A 13,458-nucleotide genomic window follows, 5' to 3' on the forward strand; every position below is an offset into this window, starting at 1 on the left:
CAAGGAGGATGGTACCGCCTCCCTGGCTTGAACAGGGGACCTCTGGATCCACAATCCAGCGCTCTAACCAACTGAGCTAAGGCGGCACGTGGCCGGTCAGTTAGCCGCGCGCGCCGCTCAATGCAAGCCCCGCAAGCCCGATTTCCCGGTCCTGCCGGACCAGATCGCGCCCGTAGCTGGGCACCAGCGCGGCGGCCGTCAGGGACCGACCTGTGCGCGCATGGAGCGCACAGGCCGCCCGGTGGCTTTCGTGCGTCGACAGGATCATCCGCGCATAGCCCACGTCCCGCGCGACGGCGAGGCAGCGCACGACCTTCGCGCGCCCAAGGCCCCTGCCCGCACTTCCGGCGACGGCAGGTAAAGCTGCAGTGCGCAGTTGCGGCATCCTCTCGCGGGCGCAGAAGGCTGCCGCAGAGGCGGCCGTCGCGCGGCGCGGTGACGGCGCGCGCGGCCTGGGTCGCGGGCGGCCTTGACCCGCGCAGGCGCCTTCGGGACGCCCCTGGGGTCGCGCGCGGCGTGATGGGCGACGATCCTGCCGGCATCGCCCGTCTTCAGGTCGCGCGACGCGAAGCCCTGCATCCCGCCCGCTTGCGTCTTGCCATGCTCCAGGGGCGAGGCTAGGCCCCCTCCAACGGACCCGCAAGGGTCGCTGCGCGCACGAGGCATCGCATGGGCATCAACGACGAGAAGGACATCGAGGCGAACCTGCAGATCGGCCCCACCGACCGCGGGTTCGTGCGCATTTTCGTGGCGACGGAGGACGGGGTGGAGATCCCGATGGATTTCGAGCCCGACGAGGCGCTGGAGATCGCCGAGGAAATCCGTGCCGCGGCCGAAGCGGCCCGCGCCGGGAAGCGCAAGCCGAAGCGCTAGACCGCGCCCAGCCGCGCGCCCGGATCGCGCAGCGCCTGCAGCCGGCGCGCCGCATGGGCCGCGAAGCGCCGCGTGACGGCGCTGCGGCGGGCGCCGGCCAGCCGCGTCTCTGGCGGCATCCGCAGGATCTCGGCTCCGTAGCCGTCCGCAAGGATCAGACCGGTTTCCTCGGGCAGCAGCTCTGTCGGGAAATCGGCGTCAACCGCCCAGAAGAAGCGGTCGCCCCAGTCGAGATAGTGCTGCCACTTCCGGTCCGAGGTGAAATCGGCGCGGCACGACTTGCACTCCACCACCCAGAGCTCGCCCTTCGGACCCAGCGCGAGGATATCGAGGCGCAGGCCGCGCGCCGGCACGAATTCCTCGACGCAGGAAAAGCCCAGCGCAGAAAGATGCCGCGCGGCCCCGCGGGCGATGAGTTGTCCAGGCATCAGGTCGGGTAAAGCGGTCTGCAGGATCATGGGCCAATAATGAACAATCCGTGAACAGACCGCAAGCCCGCCGGCACCGGCCGTTCCGGTCGCTCCGCGCGGGCCGCGATGCTATATGACAGGAACCGCAGCCCCGGAGCCCGCCCATGCCGCAGCCCCATCCGCAGCCCGCGCCCACCGACCTGCGCGCCGCGCAAGAACTGGAAGGGCACCTGGGCTGGCTCGACAGCTTCACCGGTGCGGCGCTGGCCGTGCTGGCGACCGCCTCGGGCATCTACACCTATCTCGGCGTGCAGTCGCTGCTCGACGACACCGGGGCGATGTCGGCCTTCGCGGCCATTGCCTATTCGGTCGCCGTCTCGGTCGGCATCTTCGTCTTCTGGTCCTACATGCTGCGGCTCTTCCCGGCGATGCGCTCGACACGGGCGCGCATGGGCCTTCTGGGCGCGATGGGGCTTGGCAGCCTTGCCATCGTGGCGATGTCGAGCTGGCTGAACGCGGCGGCGCTGGCGGGGTCGGCGGCGGTGGAGCAGCACCTTGCCAACACGGTGCAGGACTACCAGCAGTCGCTGGAGCGCGCGCACGAGATCGCCGTCTCGGCGCAGGGGCTGGAACAGGACGTGGCGCGCGTGCGCCAGAGTTTCGAGGATCTCTCGGCACAGGAGGCCGAGGGCGGGCTTTCTGGGCTTGCCGGGCGGGGCTCGGTCTATTCGCTCCTGCGGCAGAAGGCGACGGAGCTGGGCGCGCTCGAATCGCAGATCGCCGCGCAATCGTCGCAGGTCGAAACCGCCTTCGACGAGGGCAACGCGATCCTGAGCCGGATGCGCGCGCTCACGGTCGAGCCCGGCCCGGTCGAGGCGCGCTCGGTCGAGTTCTCGGAACAGGCGGTGCGGCTGGCCGGCATCGTGACGACGCTGCGGCAGCTGTCCGTGGCGCCGCTTGTCCAGCGCGCAGCGCAGGACCTCGCGGCCTCTGCCGTGCTGCCCGACCTCGACGGGCGGACCGAGACGATCCGCGGCGACCAGGCATCGACCATCGAGGCGGTGCTTGAGGTGGTGGCGCAGCGCGCCGAGACGCTGGAGGCCGCGGCGGACGCGGTGATCGCCATACCGGCCCCGCCCGAGACACGCTACACGCCGATCTCCGCGGCCGATGCGGTGATCCTCTATGCCTCCAGCTTCGTGCCCTCCTGGGCCGGTGCCATCGCCATCGACCTGCTGCCCGCCGTGCTGGTCTTCATCCTTGCCGTGACACAAGGCGCCATCCGGCAGGGGCGCGAAGGCGCGCGCGTCGAGGACACGCTGACCCTGGCCGAGCTGCGGGCAGCACTTGGCGCGCTCCGGGAGGTCGAGGCAGCCTCTGACGCTCTCCCGCAGCACGCCCACGAACGCGAGACGCCCCGCGCCGATCCACCCGACGAGACACCGCGCGTGGCCCCGGTGCCGCGCAGCCGATGAGCGCGCAGGACGATCAACCGACCAGCGCAGCGCCGATCCGCAAGGCGCTGCTGGCGGTGCTGGTCTTCCAGCTGGCGCTTGCCGGGCTGCTGTTCCTGGGCGATCTCGGGCAGGAATTCACCCTGTCCGCGCCGGGGCGCGACGCGCCGGGCCTCGATCAGCCTACCCGCCCCGGCGACCAGACCCGCCGCTTCGCGCCCCGCACTCTGCCGGCCCGGACCGACGGCCCGCCGATGCCCGTGCGCCTGACGCTGGAGCCCGACGGCGCGGACCGCGCGCTTCTGCGCGGCGAGATCGCGCCCGGCGATGCCGACCCGCTCGCAAGGCAGCTTGCCGCGCTCGACCCGGCGCCACGGGTGATCGCGCTGGACAGCCCCGGCGGCTCGGTCGCCGATGCGCTGGCGATCGGGGAGCGGATGCGCGCGCTGGGCGTCGAGACCGAGGTCGCGGCAGAGGCTGTCTGCCTGTCCGCCTGCCCCTATCTGCTGGCCGCGGGCGTCGAGCGGCGCGTGCATCCCCGCGCCCTGGTCGGCGTGCATCAGCATTATTTCGGCGAGAACACGCTGCTGCCCGCCTTCATCGCGGTCGAGGACATCCAGCGCGGCCAGGGCGAGGTGATGGGCTACCTGATCGCGATGGGCGTCGATCCCGCCCTGATGCGCCCCGCGCTGCTCACCCCGCCGGAGGACATCTATCTTCTGACGGCAGAGGAGTTGTCGGAGTTCCGCATCGTTACAGGCGACTGGGACGACTGATGCCTCTTGCCGGGAGCTGCCCTGGGCCCTAACTCTTGGGCGTGGCGGGGTCTGCCCTTCCCGTGAACGGTTGCATTCCGGTGGCCTTAAGCAATTCCGAGGGAGCTGGCTCTGTCCGGGCCCTGGTCCGGTTACCTGGCGCCCACCTGTATATACAGGTCCTCGGGAATGAGATAACCCCACGGTTGCGGCGGTCCCGTCACGCTCAAGCCTGTCCCGCACGAACATACTGCCCCGCGCACGAAAATGGCCGCACCGGCAATCGGCGCGGCCATCGTCGCGGGTAGGCCCCGGATCAGATGCGGCGGCGCGGCCGGTCGTCCACGCGCGCGGGCACCGTGGCATAATCCAGCGCGGGCTCGACCGCTTCGGGCGCGCGCGGCCCGCCGCCCTCGTCCTCCCGCTCGGCCATCCGCATGATCGAGATGCCGAACTGCACGCCCGAGAAGACGATGCCGTTGAACATCCACAACAGCAGCACCGCGAGCGGCCCGGCCGGGTCGTGCGTCACCAGATGCCAGAGGTTCGCGACGTTGAACCAAAGTATCATCGCGACGAAGGCCGCGGAAATCACGAAGCCGATCACGACCTGGCGGATGTAGAGACGGATGAGGTCTGGCATGGCGCGCTCCCTTGCTTGCCCGTGCTCCAATGTAATGGCTCCGGGCGCCGGGGAAACCCCCTGTGCACCGCCGGCACCGCGCCCGCGTCAGAACGCCTCGGGCCGGGCCTCGCGCGCCATGTGGTCGAGAACGGCGTTGACGAACCCCGCCTCGCGCCCCTCGGGAAAGAAGGCGCGCGCAACCTCGACGTATTCCGAAATCGCCACCCGGGGCGGGGTATCGAGCGCCACCAGTTCCGCACCGCCCGCGCGAAAGAGCGCCCTCAGCGTGGGATCGATGCGCGCGATCGGCCACTTCGCCACCAGCGCGCGGTCGGTCATCTGGTCGATCCTTGCCTGCCAGTTCACCGCCTGCTCGACCACCTCGCGGAAATGGTCCGGATCGCCCTCGGTCATCTCGTCGCCGTCGTAGCTGGCGCCGAATCGGTGCTCGAGGAATTCGCGGATCACCCGCGCGGAACTCTGGCCGGACGCCTCCATCTGAAAGAGCGCCTGGACGGCATAGAGGCGGGCGGCAGATTTCATCTGCCGCGCAGAGGGGGCGCGGGTCGCGGGGTCGGGGGTCATCGGGCGCTCATGCGGTGGAGGGGTCGTCGCCCCCGCGCGCAAGGCGGTATTCCTCGCTCGCGGGCACGAAACCGACGGGTTTCTGCCGGCCGCCCCATCTACGCGCCAGCGCCAGAAGGTGCAAGGCCGCAGCCGCCGCGCCGCCGCCCTTGTTCTGGTCCGCCGGGTCGGCGCGCACGACGGCCTGCTGCCTGTTCTCGACGGTGAGGATGCCGTTGCCGATGCACAGCCCCTGCAGGCCCAGCAGCATCAGGCCCCGCGAGCTGTCGTTGCAGACGGTGTCGTAATGCGTGGTCTCTCCCCGGATCACGCAGCCCAGCGCGACGTAGCCGTCGTAGTTCGACAGCCGCCCCGCCATGCCGATCGCGGGCGGGATCTCCAGCGCGCCGGGCACCTCCACGAGGTCGTGCGCGGCGCCCGCCGCCTCGATCTCGGCCACCGCGCCCGCGATCAGATCGTCGGCGATGTCGCGGTAATAGGGGGCGACCACGATCAGCAGCTTCGCCGGCTTGTCGAACGCGGGCCGGGGCAGCGTGTAATGCCTTTCCTGTCCCGCCATCAGTCCAGTCCCTCGATCCGCCGTGTCCCGACAATCTCCAGCCCGTAGGCCTCGAGCCCCACGACCCGCGGCACGGGCGAATTGGTCAGCAGCACCATCTCCGACAGGCCCAGCGAGGACAGGATCTGCGCGCCCAGCCCGTATTGCCGGAGCGTCTTGGGCGAGGTCTCGCCAGGCTGCGTCATCTTCATCTCGGTGTCGCGCAGGAGCACCACGACGCCGCGGCCTTCGCGCGCCACCTGCTCCATCGCGAGTCCGAATTCGCGCACCCGCCCCGCGGGCCCCGCGCCCACCACGTCGAGCATGGGGTCGAGCGCGTGCATCCGCACCAGCACCGGCCCCTCGCCCGGCACCTCGCCCCTGGTCAGCACGATATGCTCGTCGCCATGCGCGGTGTCGGTGTAGATGCGACGCTGCCACTCCCCCCCGAACTCCGAGGTGATCGTGTCCTCGCGCACCACGCGCACCAGGTTGTCGTGCCGCCGGCGGTAGGCGATCAGGTCGCTGATCGTGCCGATCTTCAGCCCGTGCTTCTGCGCGAAGGACACGAGCTCCGGCAGCCGCGCCATCGTGCCGTCCTCGTTCATGATCTCGCAGATCACGCCGGAGGGGTTCAGCCCCGCCAGCCGCGCCACGTCCACCGCGGCCTCCGTGTGACCCGCGCGGACCAGAACGCCGCCGTCGCGCGCGCGCAGCGGAAAGACATGGCCCGGCGTCGCGATGTCCTGCGCCCCTTTCGAGGCGTCGATCGCCACGGCGACGGTGCGCGCCCGGTCGGCCGCCGAGATTCCCGTCGTCACGCCCTCGCGCGCCTCGATCGAGACGGTGAAGGCGGTCTCGTGCCGCGAGGAATTCTGCTGCGCCATCAGGCTCAGGCCCAGCGCATCAACCCGCGCGGCCGGCAGCGCCAGGCAGATCAACCCGCGGCCGTGCAGCGCCATGAAGTTGATCGCCTCGGGCGTGGCCATCTGGGCGGGGATCACCAGGTCGCCCTCGTTCTCGCGGTCCTCGTGATCGACGAGGATGAACATCCGCCCGTTGCGTGCGTCCTCGAGGATTTCCTCCACCGAAGAGATCGCGTCCCGCCAGCTTTCCTCGACCGGTCCGCGGCTTTCATAGGTCATGGCGCCTGCCTTCGCTTGCCTGAGCCGCATCTAGACCAGCCATGCCGCTTTGGCCAGAGCGCGGGGCCGGCAAGCCGGCCCCTGAAGGCTGTCGCGGCGGCCGGCCCCGGATACGGCGCGCCGCCCCGTCCTTCCTCTTGCGCGAAATACCCTCGGGGGGTGAGGCCCGGCACGGGCCGAGGGGGGCAGACAGCCCCCCTTCCCCGCGGCCCGGCACCCGCTCAGTCGAAGATGTCCTCGATCACGTCGAAAGCTTCGGACAGCGCCTTGCGCCAGAGCGACTTGCGTTTTCTCTTCCGCGTCTTCTTGGCCGGCGAGGGCCGCGGCGGTTCCGCCCGGCGGTCCCGATGCGGCGGGGGTGTCAGCCCGCGGTCGTTCCTGCGCCGCCGCCCCTTCGCGCCGGGCGCGGGAGGGCGGTGCATCTCAGGGTCCACTGCATCCGCGCGCAGCATTTTCAGGTCGTGCAGCGGCGCGCCGCAGGCGGTGCAGACCAGCTCGTGCCGCCCGCGGTCGAACTGCAGCGCCGCGCGCGTGCCGCAATAGGTGCAGGTCGCGATCTTGGTGCCCCGGGGCATTCGCCCTCCCTCAGCCGTTGCGCGCCGCAAAAAGGGCGACAGCCGCCGCGTTGGAGACGTTGAGCGAGCCGAAGCCCCCCGCCGGCGCGATCCGGGCCAGAGCATCGCAGGTCTCGCGTGTGCGGTCGCGCAGGCCCGGCCCCTCCGCGCCCAGCACCAGCACGACCGGCCGGTCGGCCAGCGGCGCGAGCGCCGCGCCCAGATCGGCCTCGGCCGCACCGTCCAGCCCCAGCACGGCGAAGCCCTGCGCCTTCAGTTCCTCCAGCGCGTCTGCAAGGTTGCGCACACGAAGATAGGGCTGCCGCTCCAAGGCGCCGGAGGCGGTCTTGGCGAGCGCCCCGGTCTCGGGCGCGGAATGATGGCGCGGCGCGATCACCGCCGCCGCGCCGAAGACTTCCGCCGAGCGCAGGATCGCGCCCACGTTGTGCGGGTCCGTCACCCGGTCAAGCGCAACGATCCGCAGCGGCGCGGGCCCCGTCATCGCCACCTCCGCCAGCGGCCCCCAGTCGAGCGGCCGCACCTCCAGCGCCGCGCCCTGGTGAACCGAGCCTGCGTCGAGCGGCGCGGCAAAGCGGCGCGGGTCGCTGATCTCGGGCTCCATGCCCGCGGCCTCGATCGCATCGGCCAGCCGGTCGCGGGCATTGCGCGTGACGATCAGGCGCTGCCGCTCGCGGCGCGGGTTCATCAGCGCATCGCGCACGGCGTGCAGCCCGAAGAGCCAGACGGTCTCGGCCGCCGACGCGCGGCGCGCGCGCTCCTTCTCGATCACCCATGCCGGCTTCTTCGCCACGCGCCCTCTCCTGTCGAACGGGGCGGACAATGGGCTCCCTGCCCCAGGCCCGCAAGGGATTTTCCCGTTGACGGCTTCCCGGCCCGCAGATAATGAGCGGCCTACTGTCGGGCCATGGCCCGCCGGTCGGGCGACGCGCTGCAAGGTGCGGCAGCGGACTGTAAATCCGCCGGGGAGACCCATGCCTGGTTCGATTCCAGGGTCGCCCACCATTCCCCACAAAACCAATGACTTAGGTTGCATAACCCGCCGGTGGGCCACCATGGCGGGACACATCATGCGCCTCGCAGCCTATCTCTGCACCTCTCGGCACGGCATTTTCTACTTCCGGTTCCCCGTCCCGGTGGAGCGCCACCCGGCCCAGAAACGCGGGCATATCAAGGTATCTCTGGGCACTAGAGACCCCCGAGAAGCCCTTAAAATCGCGCGCTTTCTCGGAGCCGCTGGACAATCGGTGGTCTCACGGCCAAAGGTCCGCAGCATGCGATACGAAGACATGCGCAATCATGTGCGCGACCATTTCAGCGATATGCTCAAGAAGTTCCAGGACCGAACCGCCGACGAAGGCCCGGCGGATGAAATACGTATGGGGCGTCCGGGCCACCGTCCACCTCAATCGCGGTCAGGACCCAAGGCCCGCCGGGCCGCCACGCCTCAAGAAACCCCACCGCCGCGTTCGCGTCCGGCCCCAAGGAATTTTGCTCGGCTCTGGGAGCATCCGGGGCTATACTATCCCCGATGATGTGATGATGGCCTGCCCGGTCCTCTCCTGCGCCCCCGGCGTCCGTCCCGGAGCTAGGGGCGTTCATTTCGCCCCCCCTTTTTTCGCCTGCCTCCATCCACGCGCTCACGTCATCGGCGCGGTAGCGGACGCTGGTGCCCACCTTAAGGAAGGGCGGTCCCTGACGCTTGGCGCGGCATGCCTCAAGCGCCCTGGTCGAGAAGCCCGTCATCTGGGCCATCTGGTCGGGGGTCAGGTATTCCGGGGTCATGGGGAGCCGCCCACGGGGCAGCTCACGCAGGAGGCGCTCTGCGACGGCCTCCGCTACGGCTTCAACGGTCTGTTGGTTCACGTCTAGTCACCATTCCAGACGGCCCTGCTGTGGCAGTCGGTCGGTTGGTTGACAGGGCCATGCCCCGCGCCCCCGCATGGGGCGCTGCCCCCGCGCGGCACGTCCCGGTGCGCCGACGCAGGTCCCGACGCCGGTGTTCAACGGCGTCCCCTGTTTCAGGGTAGTCTGACCCTATCTTGCCCTTGGCGGCCCGCCTTGGGAAACCCCAATTGGCCCCTCCAGCCCTCAATCCGTTGCTGTGGAGGGCTCAAGCAGGGCGAGGATGGCCGTCGTCATGCGCTCCTGCTCTGCAAGAAGCGTGTCGAACAGCGCCCGCTCGTTGATGTAGACGCCCTCAATCCCCGGCACGGTGTGGTCCAGCAGCAGGCAGGCGTTCACCCGGTCCACCCGCGCCCACCAGTCCGCAAGGTCCTCGGGCATGATGTCGCGGTTGCTGGCCCGCTCCTTGTTCAACGTGACCGCCGCCACCGGGTCGCCCGGCAGGGCGTCCGGGTCGTCAACAACCTTGAGGGCGCAGTTGTAGGCGGCGCGGAAGTCGCGCATGGCCTTGTTCGCGGTCGTGGCTCCGTGTTTGTCGGTGATCCGGCGGGGCTCCTCGCGACGGCGCTGCGCTTCACCTCTGTTATGGGCATGTCGGCCCACTTGGGCAGGTAGCGGTCCAGCCGCTCCAACATGTCGGTGACAGACAGCTCGACACAGCCCCGGGCCAGCATGTCCGCGCCATACTCCTCGAACATGCGGCGCCCCGTCCACGCGCGCGCGTCGTCAGGCGGCGGGGCGTTGGGGTCGATGCCGCGCTTGATCTGGTCCAGCACCGCGAGCGCCCGGCTGCGCGCATCGTCCAGCGTCATCTCCTCGGTGCCCCCGAGGGTGTGGCGGACGGTCTTGACCAGCACCCGCCGCCCGCGCGGACCCTGCCAGAGGTCGCGCTGCACCTTGTATGACTTCCCTGTCTTGTTCACGGCAACGAGGAGCCCCGTCACCTTCGCATCCTGCACCACTGCGAGCTTCCCGTCGAAGGCGAGGGCATCACCCGCGCCTCTGTCAGCTTCTCCGGCATTCGTTGCCCTCCTGCGAACCGTGTGGCAGCCTGCCTGCGAACCGTAAACGAACCGGGAGCGGACCGGGCGGGTTAGGGTAGCCTAGGGTGAAGGTAGCTCCAAATGCCTGAGAACGCTACTGTTCAGGGTGGACGTGAGGGCGGGAAAGGGTTACAGTCTGCCGCCTTCCAATCGGCAGGCTCAGGGTGCGAGTCCTTCCGGGACCGCCACCCCCTCACTCCACCGTGAAGGTGACAGGCTCGGACATGACCGGCGGATCGTGGGGGACGTGGAAGGCATCGCCCAGCAGGAGCCACATGGTGTGCTCACCCGGTTCGAGATCGAGCGTCACCTCGGTCTGGCCGCCGCCGAAATGCCTGTGCTGCCCGTCCGACAGGATGGGCGCGGCGAAGTCGAAGCCGTCCTGCGAGACGTCGATGATCAGGTGGTGATGGCCGGTGTTTTCCCACTCCACCCCTGCAGGCGCGACGCCCATGCCCGAAAGCCCGAAGCGGACGGTGACGGGCGAGCCCACCGTCGATCCGGCCTTGGGTTCCACGATGTAGACCGTGGCGCCTTCCGGCGACGGGGTGCGGTCCTGTGCCAGCGCGGGCACGGCCAACGACAGCACGGCAAAGGCCGCGGCAGCGTGTCTTTTCATTGCTGTTTCCTCCCTGGACGGGGCTTTCTTCCCCAGCGTCAACTTAGGCGGGACGCGGGCTTCGGCAAGCGTGCCAGCTGCGCGGCGATCCCCGGCGCAGTGGCTTCCTCCGGCAGGACGTGCACCCGCCGTGCAAGGGCCCTGCAATCGAGCAGCACGCTCTGCACGGCGGTCGGCGGCGCGGGCGTCCAGCGCCAGGGGAGCCGCGCAGCGGTGGCCAGATCGGCCATCGCGACCGCCCCTGGTGCCGCCACGTTCAGCACGGGCGGGAGCGGATCGGTGTCGGCGGCCAGCGCGCCGAGCACATGCGCCAGCGTTGCAGGGCCGATGTAGCTGCGCAGCGGTCCCCGTCCGTCCGCGAAGCGATCGATCTCCAGCGCGCCGCCCGGTGCCAGCCGGGCCGCATTGCGCATCAAGGCGTCCGCGCCGAAGACGTTGCCGATGCGCAGGGCGCAGACCTCCAGCCCTTCGGACCGCGCCGCTGCACAGACAGCCTCTGCGTCCAGTTTGGCGCGGCCATAGGCGCTTGCCGGGCGTGGCGCATCCGTTTCCGAAAAGGGGGCGTCGCCGGGCATGCCGTAGACGGCCTGCGACGAGGCATAGAGCACGCGCGGGATGCCCACCGTGCGCGCCGCATCCAGGCAGGCGCGCGCAAGCGCCGCGTTCAGCTCCAGCGGCGTGTCGCCCCCCGGGGTGACGCCCGACAGCACGAGCATTGCCGCGGGCGGGCCGTCGCCCAGCGCAAAAAGCAGGCCTTCCGGCCCCTCCAGCGGAGCCCAGTGCAGCGCGCCCGCCTCCTGCTGCCGGCTCTGCCAGAGCGGGTCGAGCGGCGGCGGCGCGGCGGCCCAGGCGCGGGCGAGCAGCCGGCCGATCCGCCCGCTGCCTCCCGTGACCAACAGCCGGCCCGTGGTCAGCGCCTCAGCCCTCGCCGCCGGTCACGGTCAGGCCCAGCAGGCGCCAGGTCTGCATCCCGCCCCGGTAGTAGCTGATCTTCTCGGCCGGGAAGCCCGCCTCGATCATGCGGCGGATGGCGACGGGGGACTGGCCGCACCACAGCCCGTTGCAGAAGAGCGCGACGGCACTGGCCTCGGTGCAGTCCCAGCCGTCGAAGTCGATCTCGCAGCCAAGCTCGCTCATCCGGTCGACGGCCTCCGTGTAGGGAATGTTGACGGCGCCCGGAATGGTTCCGCCCGCGAACCAGTCCGGCGTGCGGCTATCGACGACGATCACCTCGGGGTCCTGCAGCATCCCGATCAGCTCGAGCTCGCCGATGGTTGAAACCCCCTCGGCCGGCTCGTGGGGCTGGATGCAGAACTCCGGGCAGGGCCGCGAGGTCAGTGCCCAGCTGCCTTCCAGCCTGTTCTCGGGATCCTGCACCCGGCGGATCTCGACAGAGCCCGAGCGGGTCTCGACGGTGACGCTGTCGATCTCGGGCGTCAGGCCCACGCGCGGATCCTCTTCGGCCCCGGCAGGAAGCGCCACGGCCAGGGCGACCGCCGGCAGCGCGGCGCGGATTGCTGTGCGGATCATGTCTCTCCTCCCTCTTGCGGATCGTCCTAGCGTATCACATGCACGGCGCAGGCGGCATGGCGAACGACCTGCGTGGCCGTGCTGCCCAGCAACAGGTTCTGCATCCCCGGCCGGTGCGAGGCGACGACAATGCAGTCGGGGTCGTTCTCCTCGGCCCAGTCGAGGATGGTGCGCCCGGCGTGCCCGTCGACCACGATCGCCTCGCCCCCCGGCACATCCCCAGCCATCTGCGACAGTTCCTCCTCGATCGCCTTGCGCGCGTTCTTGAGGTAATCCTGCGGCATGTAGGAGACGGCGTAGCTGGGCAGCCGCTCGATCACGTGCAGGAGCGTCACGCGCCCGCCCTCGTCGGCCAGAAGCTTTGCAACCTTCAGCGCCCCCGCGGCATCGCGTCCCTCCTCGAAGGAGATGGGCACAAGGATGTGCTTGTACATGCGGTTTCCTTTCCTTGATCGCACCTCACCATGAGGCTGCCTGTCCCGTCCGGTCCTTGACGCGAATCATGTCAGGCCCGCGCCACGGTGGCGCAGCAGGACCGGCACGACCAGATCCTCCTCGTCCGTCAGATGCCGATCGAGCAGGGGCGCGAAAGTGGCCAGATCCTCGGCCAGCCGCCCGGCGGGATCGGCTGTGGCGCCGCCCTGCCCCGCCGCGGCGATCAGCGCGTTGGCCCGCTCCGCCAGCCGCGCAAGCCAGGGGTCGAGCGCGTGATGATCCGCGTCAAGCAGGCCGAACCCGCGCTCGAGTTTCGACTCGAGCCGCGTGAGAACGGGGAAGTAGTGGTGATCCTCGATCATGTGGTGGCCGTGCAGCTCCTGCAGGAACATGCCGCCGAAGCGCGACAGCCGCGGCGCGAAGGCGGCGGGATCCATACCGCCGGCTTCCGTCGCGCGCGCCTCCTGCGTCAGCAGGCCGGAGAGCTTGCGGAACATCCCGTGCCGGTCGAGCCAGAACTGCACCAGCCCGGCGAAACCTGGATCCTGCGCCCAACGCGCACGCGGATAGACCTCCAGCAGTGCGGTCAGGGCCTCGGGCAACCCGTCGCGGATGCCCAGCGCCAGCGGATCGTCCGGCTCAGCCGAAGGTTGCGACGGCATCGTACATCACCGGCTCGAAATTGCGGCAGAGATCGTTGAAGCGGCGGTTGTGCCCGCGCATCTCTTCCGAGCGCAGCATCGCGAGGAAATCCTCGCGCCGCTCCCGCTGCGAATAGTTGGCGATGCGGGTCTGCGCGTCGTTGACGTGCAGCGCAGCGGCAACGAAGCCGGGCTGGCGCGAGATGAAGTTGTCGTAGGCCTGGCGCAACTCCTCCAGCAGGTCCGGGCAGGTGCCGGGCGAACACTCGAAGGTGGTGATGACGGTCTGGCAGTCGCGCTCGGGATCGACGGTGAGCATGGGCGGCCC

Annotated in this window: 20 protein-coding genes, 2 tRNA genes and 1 pseudogene; 5 read left to right on the forward strand and 18 right to left on the reverse strand. The window is 70.0% G+C overall.

Annotated elements, in window-relative coordinates:
• Positions 1 to 9 precede the first annotated feature (9 nt).
• Both ACLFOB_RS02550 and ACLFOB_RS02555 read right to left on the reverse strand, forming a co-directional pair.
• Positions 10 to 86 (reverse strand) — tRNA-His (locus tag ACLFOB_RS02550).
• Positions 87 to 100: 14 nt separating this feature from the next.
• Complete coding sequence (locus ACLFOB_RS02555) at positions 101 to 310, reverse strand: hypothetical protein (protein WP_410924705.1); 210 nt, start codon at positions 308 to 310, stop codon at positions 101 to 103.
• A 359-nt stretch (positions 311 to 669) separates the two neighbouring features.
• Between ACLFOB_RS02555 and ACLFOB_RS02560 the strand changes: the two genes are divergently transcribed.
• Complete coding sequence (locus ACLFOB_RS02560) at positions 670 to 873, forward strand: DUF6324 family protein (protein WP_410916103.1); 204 nt, start codon at positions 670 to 672, stop codon at positions 871 to 873.
• Here the strand turns inward: ACLFOB_RS02560 and ACLFOB_RS02565 are convergent.
• Positions 870 to 1,331: an MmcB family DNA repair protein gene (locus ACLFOB_RS02565; protein ID WP_410916102.1), complete on the reverse strand. Its 462-nt coding sequence runs from the start codon at positions 1,329 to 1,331 to the stop codon at positions 870 to 872. The genes ACLFOB_RS02560 and ACLFOB_RS02565 overlap by 4 nt on opposite strands.
• A gap of 116 nt (positions 1,332 to 1,447) precedes the next feature.
• Between ACLFOB_RS02565 and ACLFOB_RS02570 the strand changes: the two genes are divergently transcribed.
• Together ACLFOB_RS02570 and ACLFOB_RS02575 are read left to right on the forward strand one after the other, a co-directional pair.
• Positions 1,448 to 2,758 (forward strand): hypothetical protein, encoded by a 1,311-nt coding sequence (locus ACLFOB_RS02570; RefSeq protein WP_410924707.1) that lies wholly within the window; start codon positions 1,448 to 1,450, stop codon positions 2,756 to 2,758.
• Entirely contained in the window at positions 2,755 to 3,513 is a 759-nt protein-coding gene (locus tag ACLFOB_RS02575) for an ATP-dependent Clp protease proteolytic subunit (protein WP_410916100.1), read from the forward strand. The genes ACLFOB_RS02570 and ACLFOB_RS02575 overlap by 4 nt, the downstream gene beginning before the upstream one ends.
• 295 nt (positions 3,514 to 3,808) lie before the next feature.
• Here ACLFOB_RS02575 and ACLFOB_RS02580 read toward each other — a convergent pair whose 3' ends face one another.
• From ACLFOB_RS02580 to rlmB, 6 genes are all read right to left on the reverse strand, one after another.
• A complete protein-coding gene (locus ACLFOB_RS02580) occupies positions 3,809 to 4,135 on the reverse strand; it encodes a hypothetical protein (RefSeq protein WP_410916099.1) in 327 nt (108 codons plus the stop codon).
• 87 nt (positions 4,136 to 4,222) lie between these two features.
• Positions 4,223 to 4,702: a transcription antitermination factor NusB gene (nusB, locus tag ACLFOB_RS02585; protein WP_410924709.1), complete on the reverse strand. Its 480-nt coding sequence runs from the start codon at positions 4,700 to 4,702 to the stop codon at positions 4,223 to 4,225.
• Between the two features lie 7 nt (positions 4,703 to 4,709).
• Entirely contained in the window at positions 4,710 to 5,261 is a 552-nt protein-coding gene (locus ACLFOB_RS02590) for a 6,7-dimethyl-8-ribityllumazine synthase (protein WP_410924710.1), read from the reverse strand.
• Positions 5,261 to 6,385: a 3,4-dihydroxy-2-butanone-4-phosphate synthase gene (gene ribB / locus ACLFOB_RS02595; protein ID WP_410916096.1), complete on the reverse strand. Its 1,125-nt coding sequence runs from the start codon at positions 6,383 to 6,385 to the stop codon at positions 5,261 to 5,263. Before ribB ends, ACLFOB_RS02590 begins: the two co-directional genes overlap by 1 nt.
• 221 nt (positions 6,386 to 6,606) lie before the next feature.
• Entirely contained in the window at positions 6,607 to 6,960 is a 354-nt protein-coding gene (locus ACLFOB_RS02600; RefSeq protein WP_410916095.1) for a hypothetical protein, read from the reverse strand.
• 10 nt (positions 6,961 to 6,970) lie between these two features.
• Positions 6,971 to 7,750 (reverse strand): 23S rRNA (guanosine(2251)-2'-O)-methyltransferase RlmB, encoded by a 780-nt coding sequence (rlmB, locus tag ACLFOB_RS02605; RefSeq protein WP_410924712.1) that lies wholly within the window; start codon positions 7,748 to 7,750, stop codon positions 6,971 to 6,973.
• Between the two features lie 128 nt (positions 7,751 to 7,878).
• On the opposite strand from rlmB, the gene ACLFOB_RS02610 reads away from it, so the two are divergent.
• Together ACLFOB_RS02610 and ACLFOB_RS02615 are read left to right on the forward strand one after the other, a co-directional pair.
• A tRNA-Tyr gene (locus tag ACLFOB_RS02610) sits at positions 7,879 to 7,962 on the forward strand.
• A 65-nt stretch (positions 7,963 to 8,027) separates the two neighbouring features.
• Positions 8,028 to 8,492 (forward strand): DUF6538 domain-containing protein, encoded by a 465-nt coding sequence (locus tag ACLFOB_RS02615; protein ID WP_410924743.1) that lies wholly within the window; start codon positions 8,028 to 8,030, stop codon positions 8,490 to 8,492.
• 100 nt (positions 8,493 to 8,592) lie between these two features.
• Here ACLFOB_RS02615 and ACLFOB_RS02620 read toward each other — a convergent pair.
• The 9 genes and pseudogenes from ACLFOB_RS02620 to ACLFOB_RS02660 all read right to left on the reverse strand — a co-directional run.
• A pseudogene (locus ACLFOB_RS02620) lies at positions 8,593 to 8,742 on the reverse strand (helix-turn-helix transcriptional regulator); the annotation flags it as partial.
• 306 nt (positions 8,743 to 9,048) lie between these two features.
• A complete protein-coding gene (locus ACLFOB_RS02625) occupies positions 9,049 to 9,366 on the reverse strand; it encodes a hypothetical protein (protein ID WP_410924748.1) in 318 nt (105 codons plus the stop codon).
• Positions 9,273 to 9,824, reverse strand: a complete 552-nt coding sequence (locus tag ACLFOB_RS02630) for an integrase arm-type DNA-binding domain-containing protein (RefSeq protein ID WP_410924714.1) — start codon at positions 9,822 to 9,824, stop codon at positions 9,273 to 9,275. Before ACLFOB_RS02630 ends, ACLFOB_RS02625 begins: the two co-directional genes overlap by 94 nt.
• 274 nt (positions 9,825 to 10,098) lie before the next feature.
• Complete coding sequence (locus tag ACLFOB_RS02635) at positions 10,099 to 10,524, reverse strand: DUF4399 domain-containing protein (protein ID WP_410916092.1); 426 nt, start codon at positions 10,522 to 10,524, stop codon at positions 10,099 to 10,101.
• 38 nt (positions 10,525 to 10,562) lie between these two features.
• Complete coding sequence (locus tag ACLFOB_RS02640) at positions 10,563 to 11,420, reverse strand: NAD-dependent epimerase/dehydratase family protein (RefSeq protein ID WP_410924715.1); 858 nt, start codon at positions 11,418 to 11,420, stop codon at positions 10,563 to 10,565.
• Between the two features lie 22 nt (positions 11,421 to 11,442).
• Complete coding sequence (locus ACLFOB_RS02645; RefSeq protein ID WP_410916090.1) at positions 11,443 to 12,054, reverse strand: rhodanese-like domain-containing protein; 612 nt, start codon at positions 12,052 to 12,054, stop codon at positions 11,443 to 11,445.
• Positions 12,055 to 12,080: 26 nt separating this feature from the next.
• The gene (locus tag ACLFOB_RS02650; protein ID WP_410924717.1) at positions 12,081 to 12,488 is read right to left on the reverse strand and encodes a universal stress protein; all 408 of its coding nucleotides are present in this window, start codon (positions 12,486 to 12,488) and stop codon (positions 12,081 to 12,083) included.
• Positions 12,489 to 12,554: 66 nt separating this feature from the next.
• Positions 12,555 to 13,151, reverse strand: coding sequence for a hemerythrin domain-containing protein (locus ACLFOB_RS02655; RefSeq protein WP_410916088.1), 597 nt, complete (start codon positions 13,149 to 13,151; stop codon positions 12,555 to 12,557).
• Positions 13,129 to 13,449 (reverse strand): antibiotic biosynthesis monooxygenase family protein, encoded by a 321-nt coding sequence (locus tag ACLFOB_RS02660; protein ID WP_410924718.1) that lies wholly within the window; start codon positions 13,447 to 13,449, stop codon positions 13,129 to 13,131. Before ACLFOB_RS02660 ends, ACLFOB_RS02655 begins: the two co-directional genes overlap by 23 nt.
• Positions 13,450 to 13,458 lie beyond the last annotated feature (9 nt).

The sequence above is a fragment of the Rhodosalinus sp. genome, assembly GCF_046542825.1.
GTDB lineage: Bacteria > Pseudomonadota > Alphaproteobacteria > Rhodobacterales > Rhodobacteraceae > Rhodosalinus.

Coding starts and splice junctions, on each gene's coding strand:
- ACLFOB_RS02560 (WP_410916103.1), top strand. CDS start 670: ATGGGCATCAACGACGAGAAGGACATCGAGGCGAACCTGCAGATCGGC.
- ACLFOB_RS02565 (WP_410916102.1), bottom strand. CDS start 1,331: ATGATCCTGCAGACCGCTTTACCCGACCTGATGCCTGGACAACTCATC.
- ACLFOB_RS02570 (WP_410924707.1), top strand. CDS start 1,448: ATGCCGCAGCCCCATCCGCAGCCCGCGCCCACCGACCTGCGCGCCGCG.
- ACLFOB_RS02575 (WP_410916100.1), top strand. CDS start 2,755: ATGAGCGCGCAGGACGATCAACCGACCAGCGCAGCGCCGATCCGCAAG.
- ACLFOB_RS02580 (WP_410916099.1), bottom strand. CDS start 4,135: ATGCCAGACCTCATCCGTCTCTACATCCGCCAGGTCGTGATCGGCTTC.
- nusB (WP_410924709.1), bottom strand. CDS start 4,702: ATGACCCCCGACCCCGCGACCCGCGCCCCCTCTGCGCGGCAGATGAAA.
- ACLFOB_RS02590 (WP_410924710.1), bottom strand. CDS start 5,261: ATGGCGGGACAGGAAAGGCATTACACGCTGCCCCGGCCCGCGTTCGAC.
- ribB (WP_410916096.1), bottom strand. CDS start 6,385: ATGACCTATGAAAGCCGCGGACCGGTCGAGGAAAGCTGGCGGGACGCG.
- ACLFOB_RS02600 (WP_410916095.1), bottom strand. CDS start 6,960: ATGCCCCGGGGCACCAAGATCGCGACCTGCACCTATTGCGGCACGCGC.
- ACLFOB_RS02615 (WP_410924743.1), top strand. CDS start 8,028: ATGCGCCTCGCAGCCTATCTCTGCACCTCTCGGCACGGCATTTTCTAC.
- ACLFOB_RS02625 (WP_410924748.1), bottom strand. CDS start 9,366: ATGCGCGACTTCCGCGCCGCCTACAACTGCGCCCTCAAGGTTGTTGAC.
- ACLFOB_RS02635 (WP_410916092.1), bottom strand. CDS start 10,524: ATGAAAAGACACGCTGCCGCGGCCTTTGCCGTGCTGTCGTTGGCCGTG.
- ACLFOB_RS02645 (WP_410916090.1), bottom strand. CDS start 12,054: ATGATCCGCACAGCAATCCGCGCCGCGCTGCCGGCGGTCGCCCTGGCC.
- ACLFOB_RS02650 (WP_410924717.1), bottom strand. CDS start 12,488: ATGTACAAGCACATCCTTGTGCCCATCTCCTTCGAGGAGGGACGCGAT.
- ACLFOB_RS02655 (WP_410916088.1), bottom strand. CDS start 13,151: ATGCCGTCGCAACCTTCGGCTGAGCCGGACGATCCGCTGGCGCTGGGC.
- ACLFOB_RS02660 (WP_410924718.1), bottom strand. CDS start 13,449: ATGCTCACCGTCGATCCCGAGCGCGACTGCCAGACCGTCATCACCACC.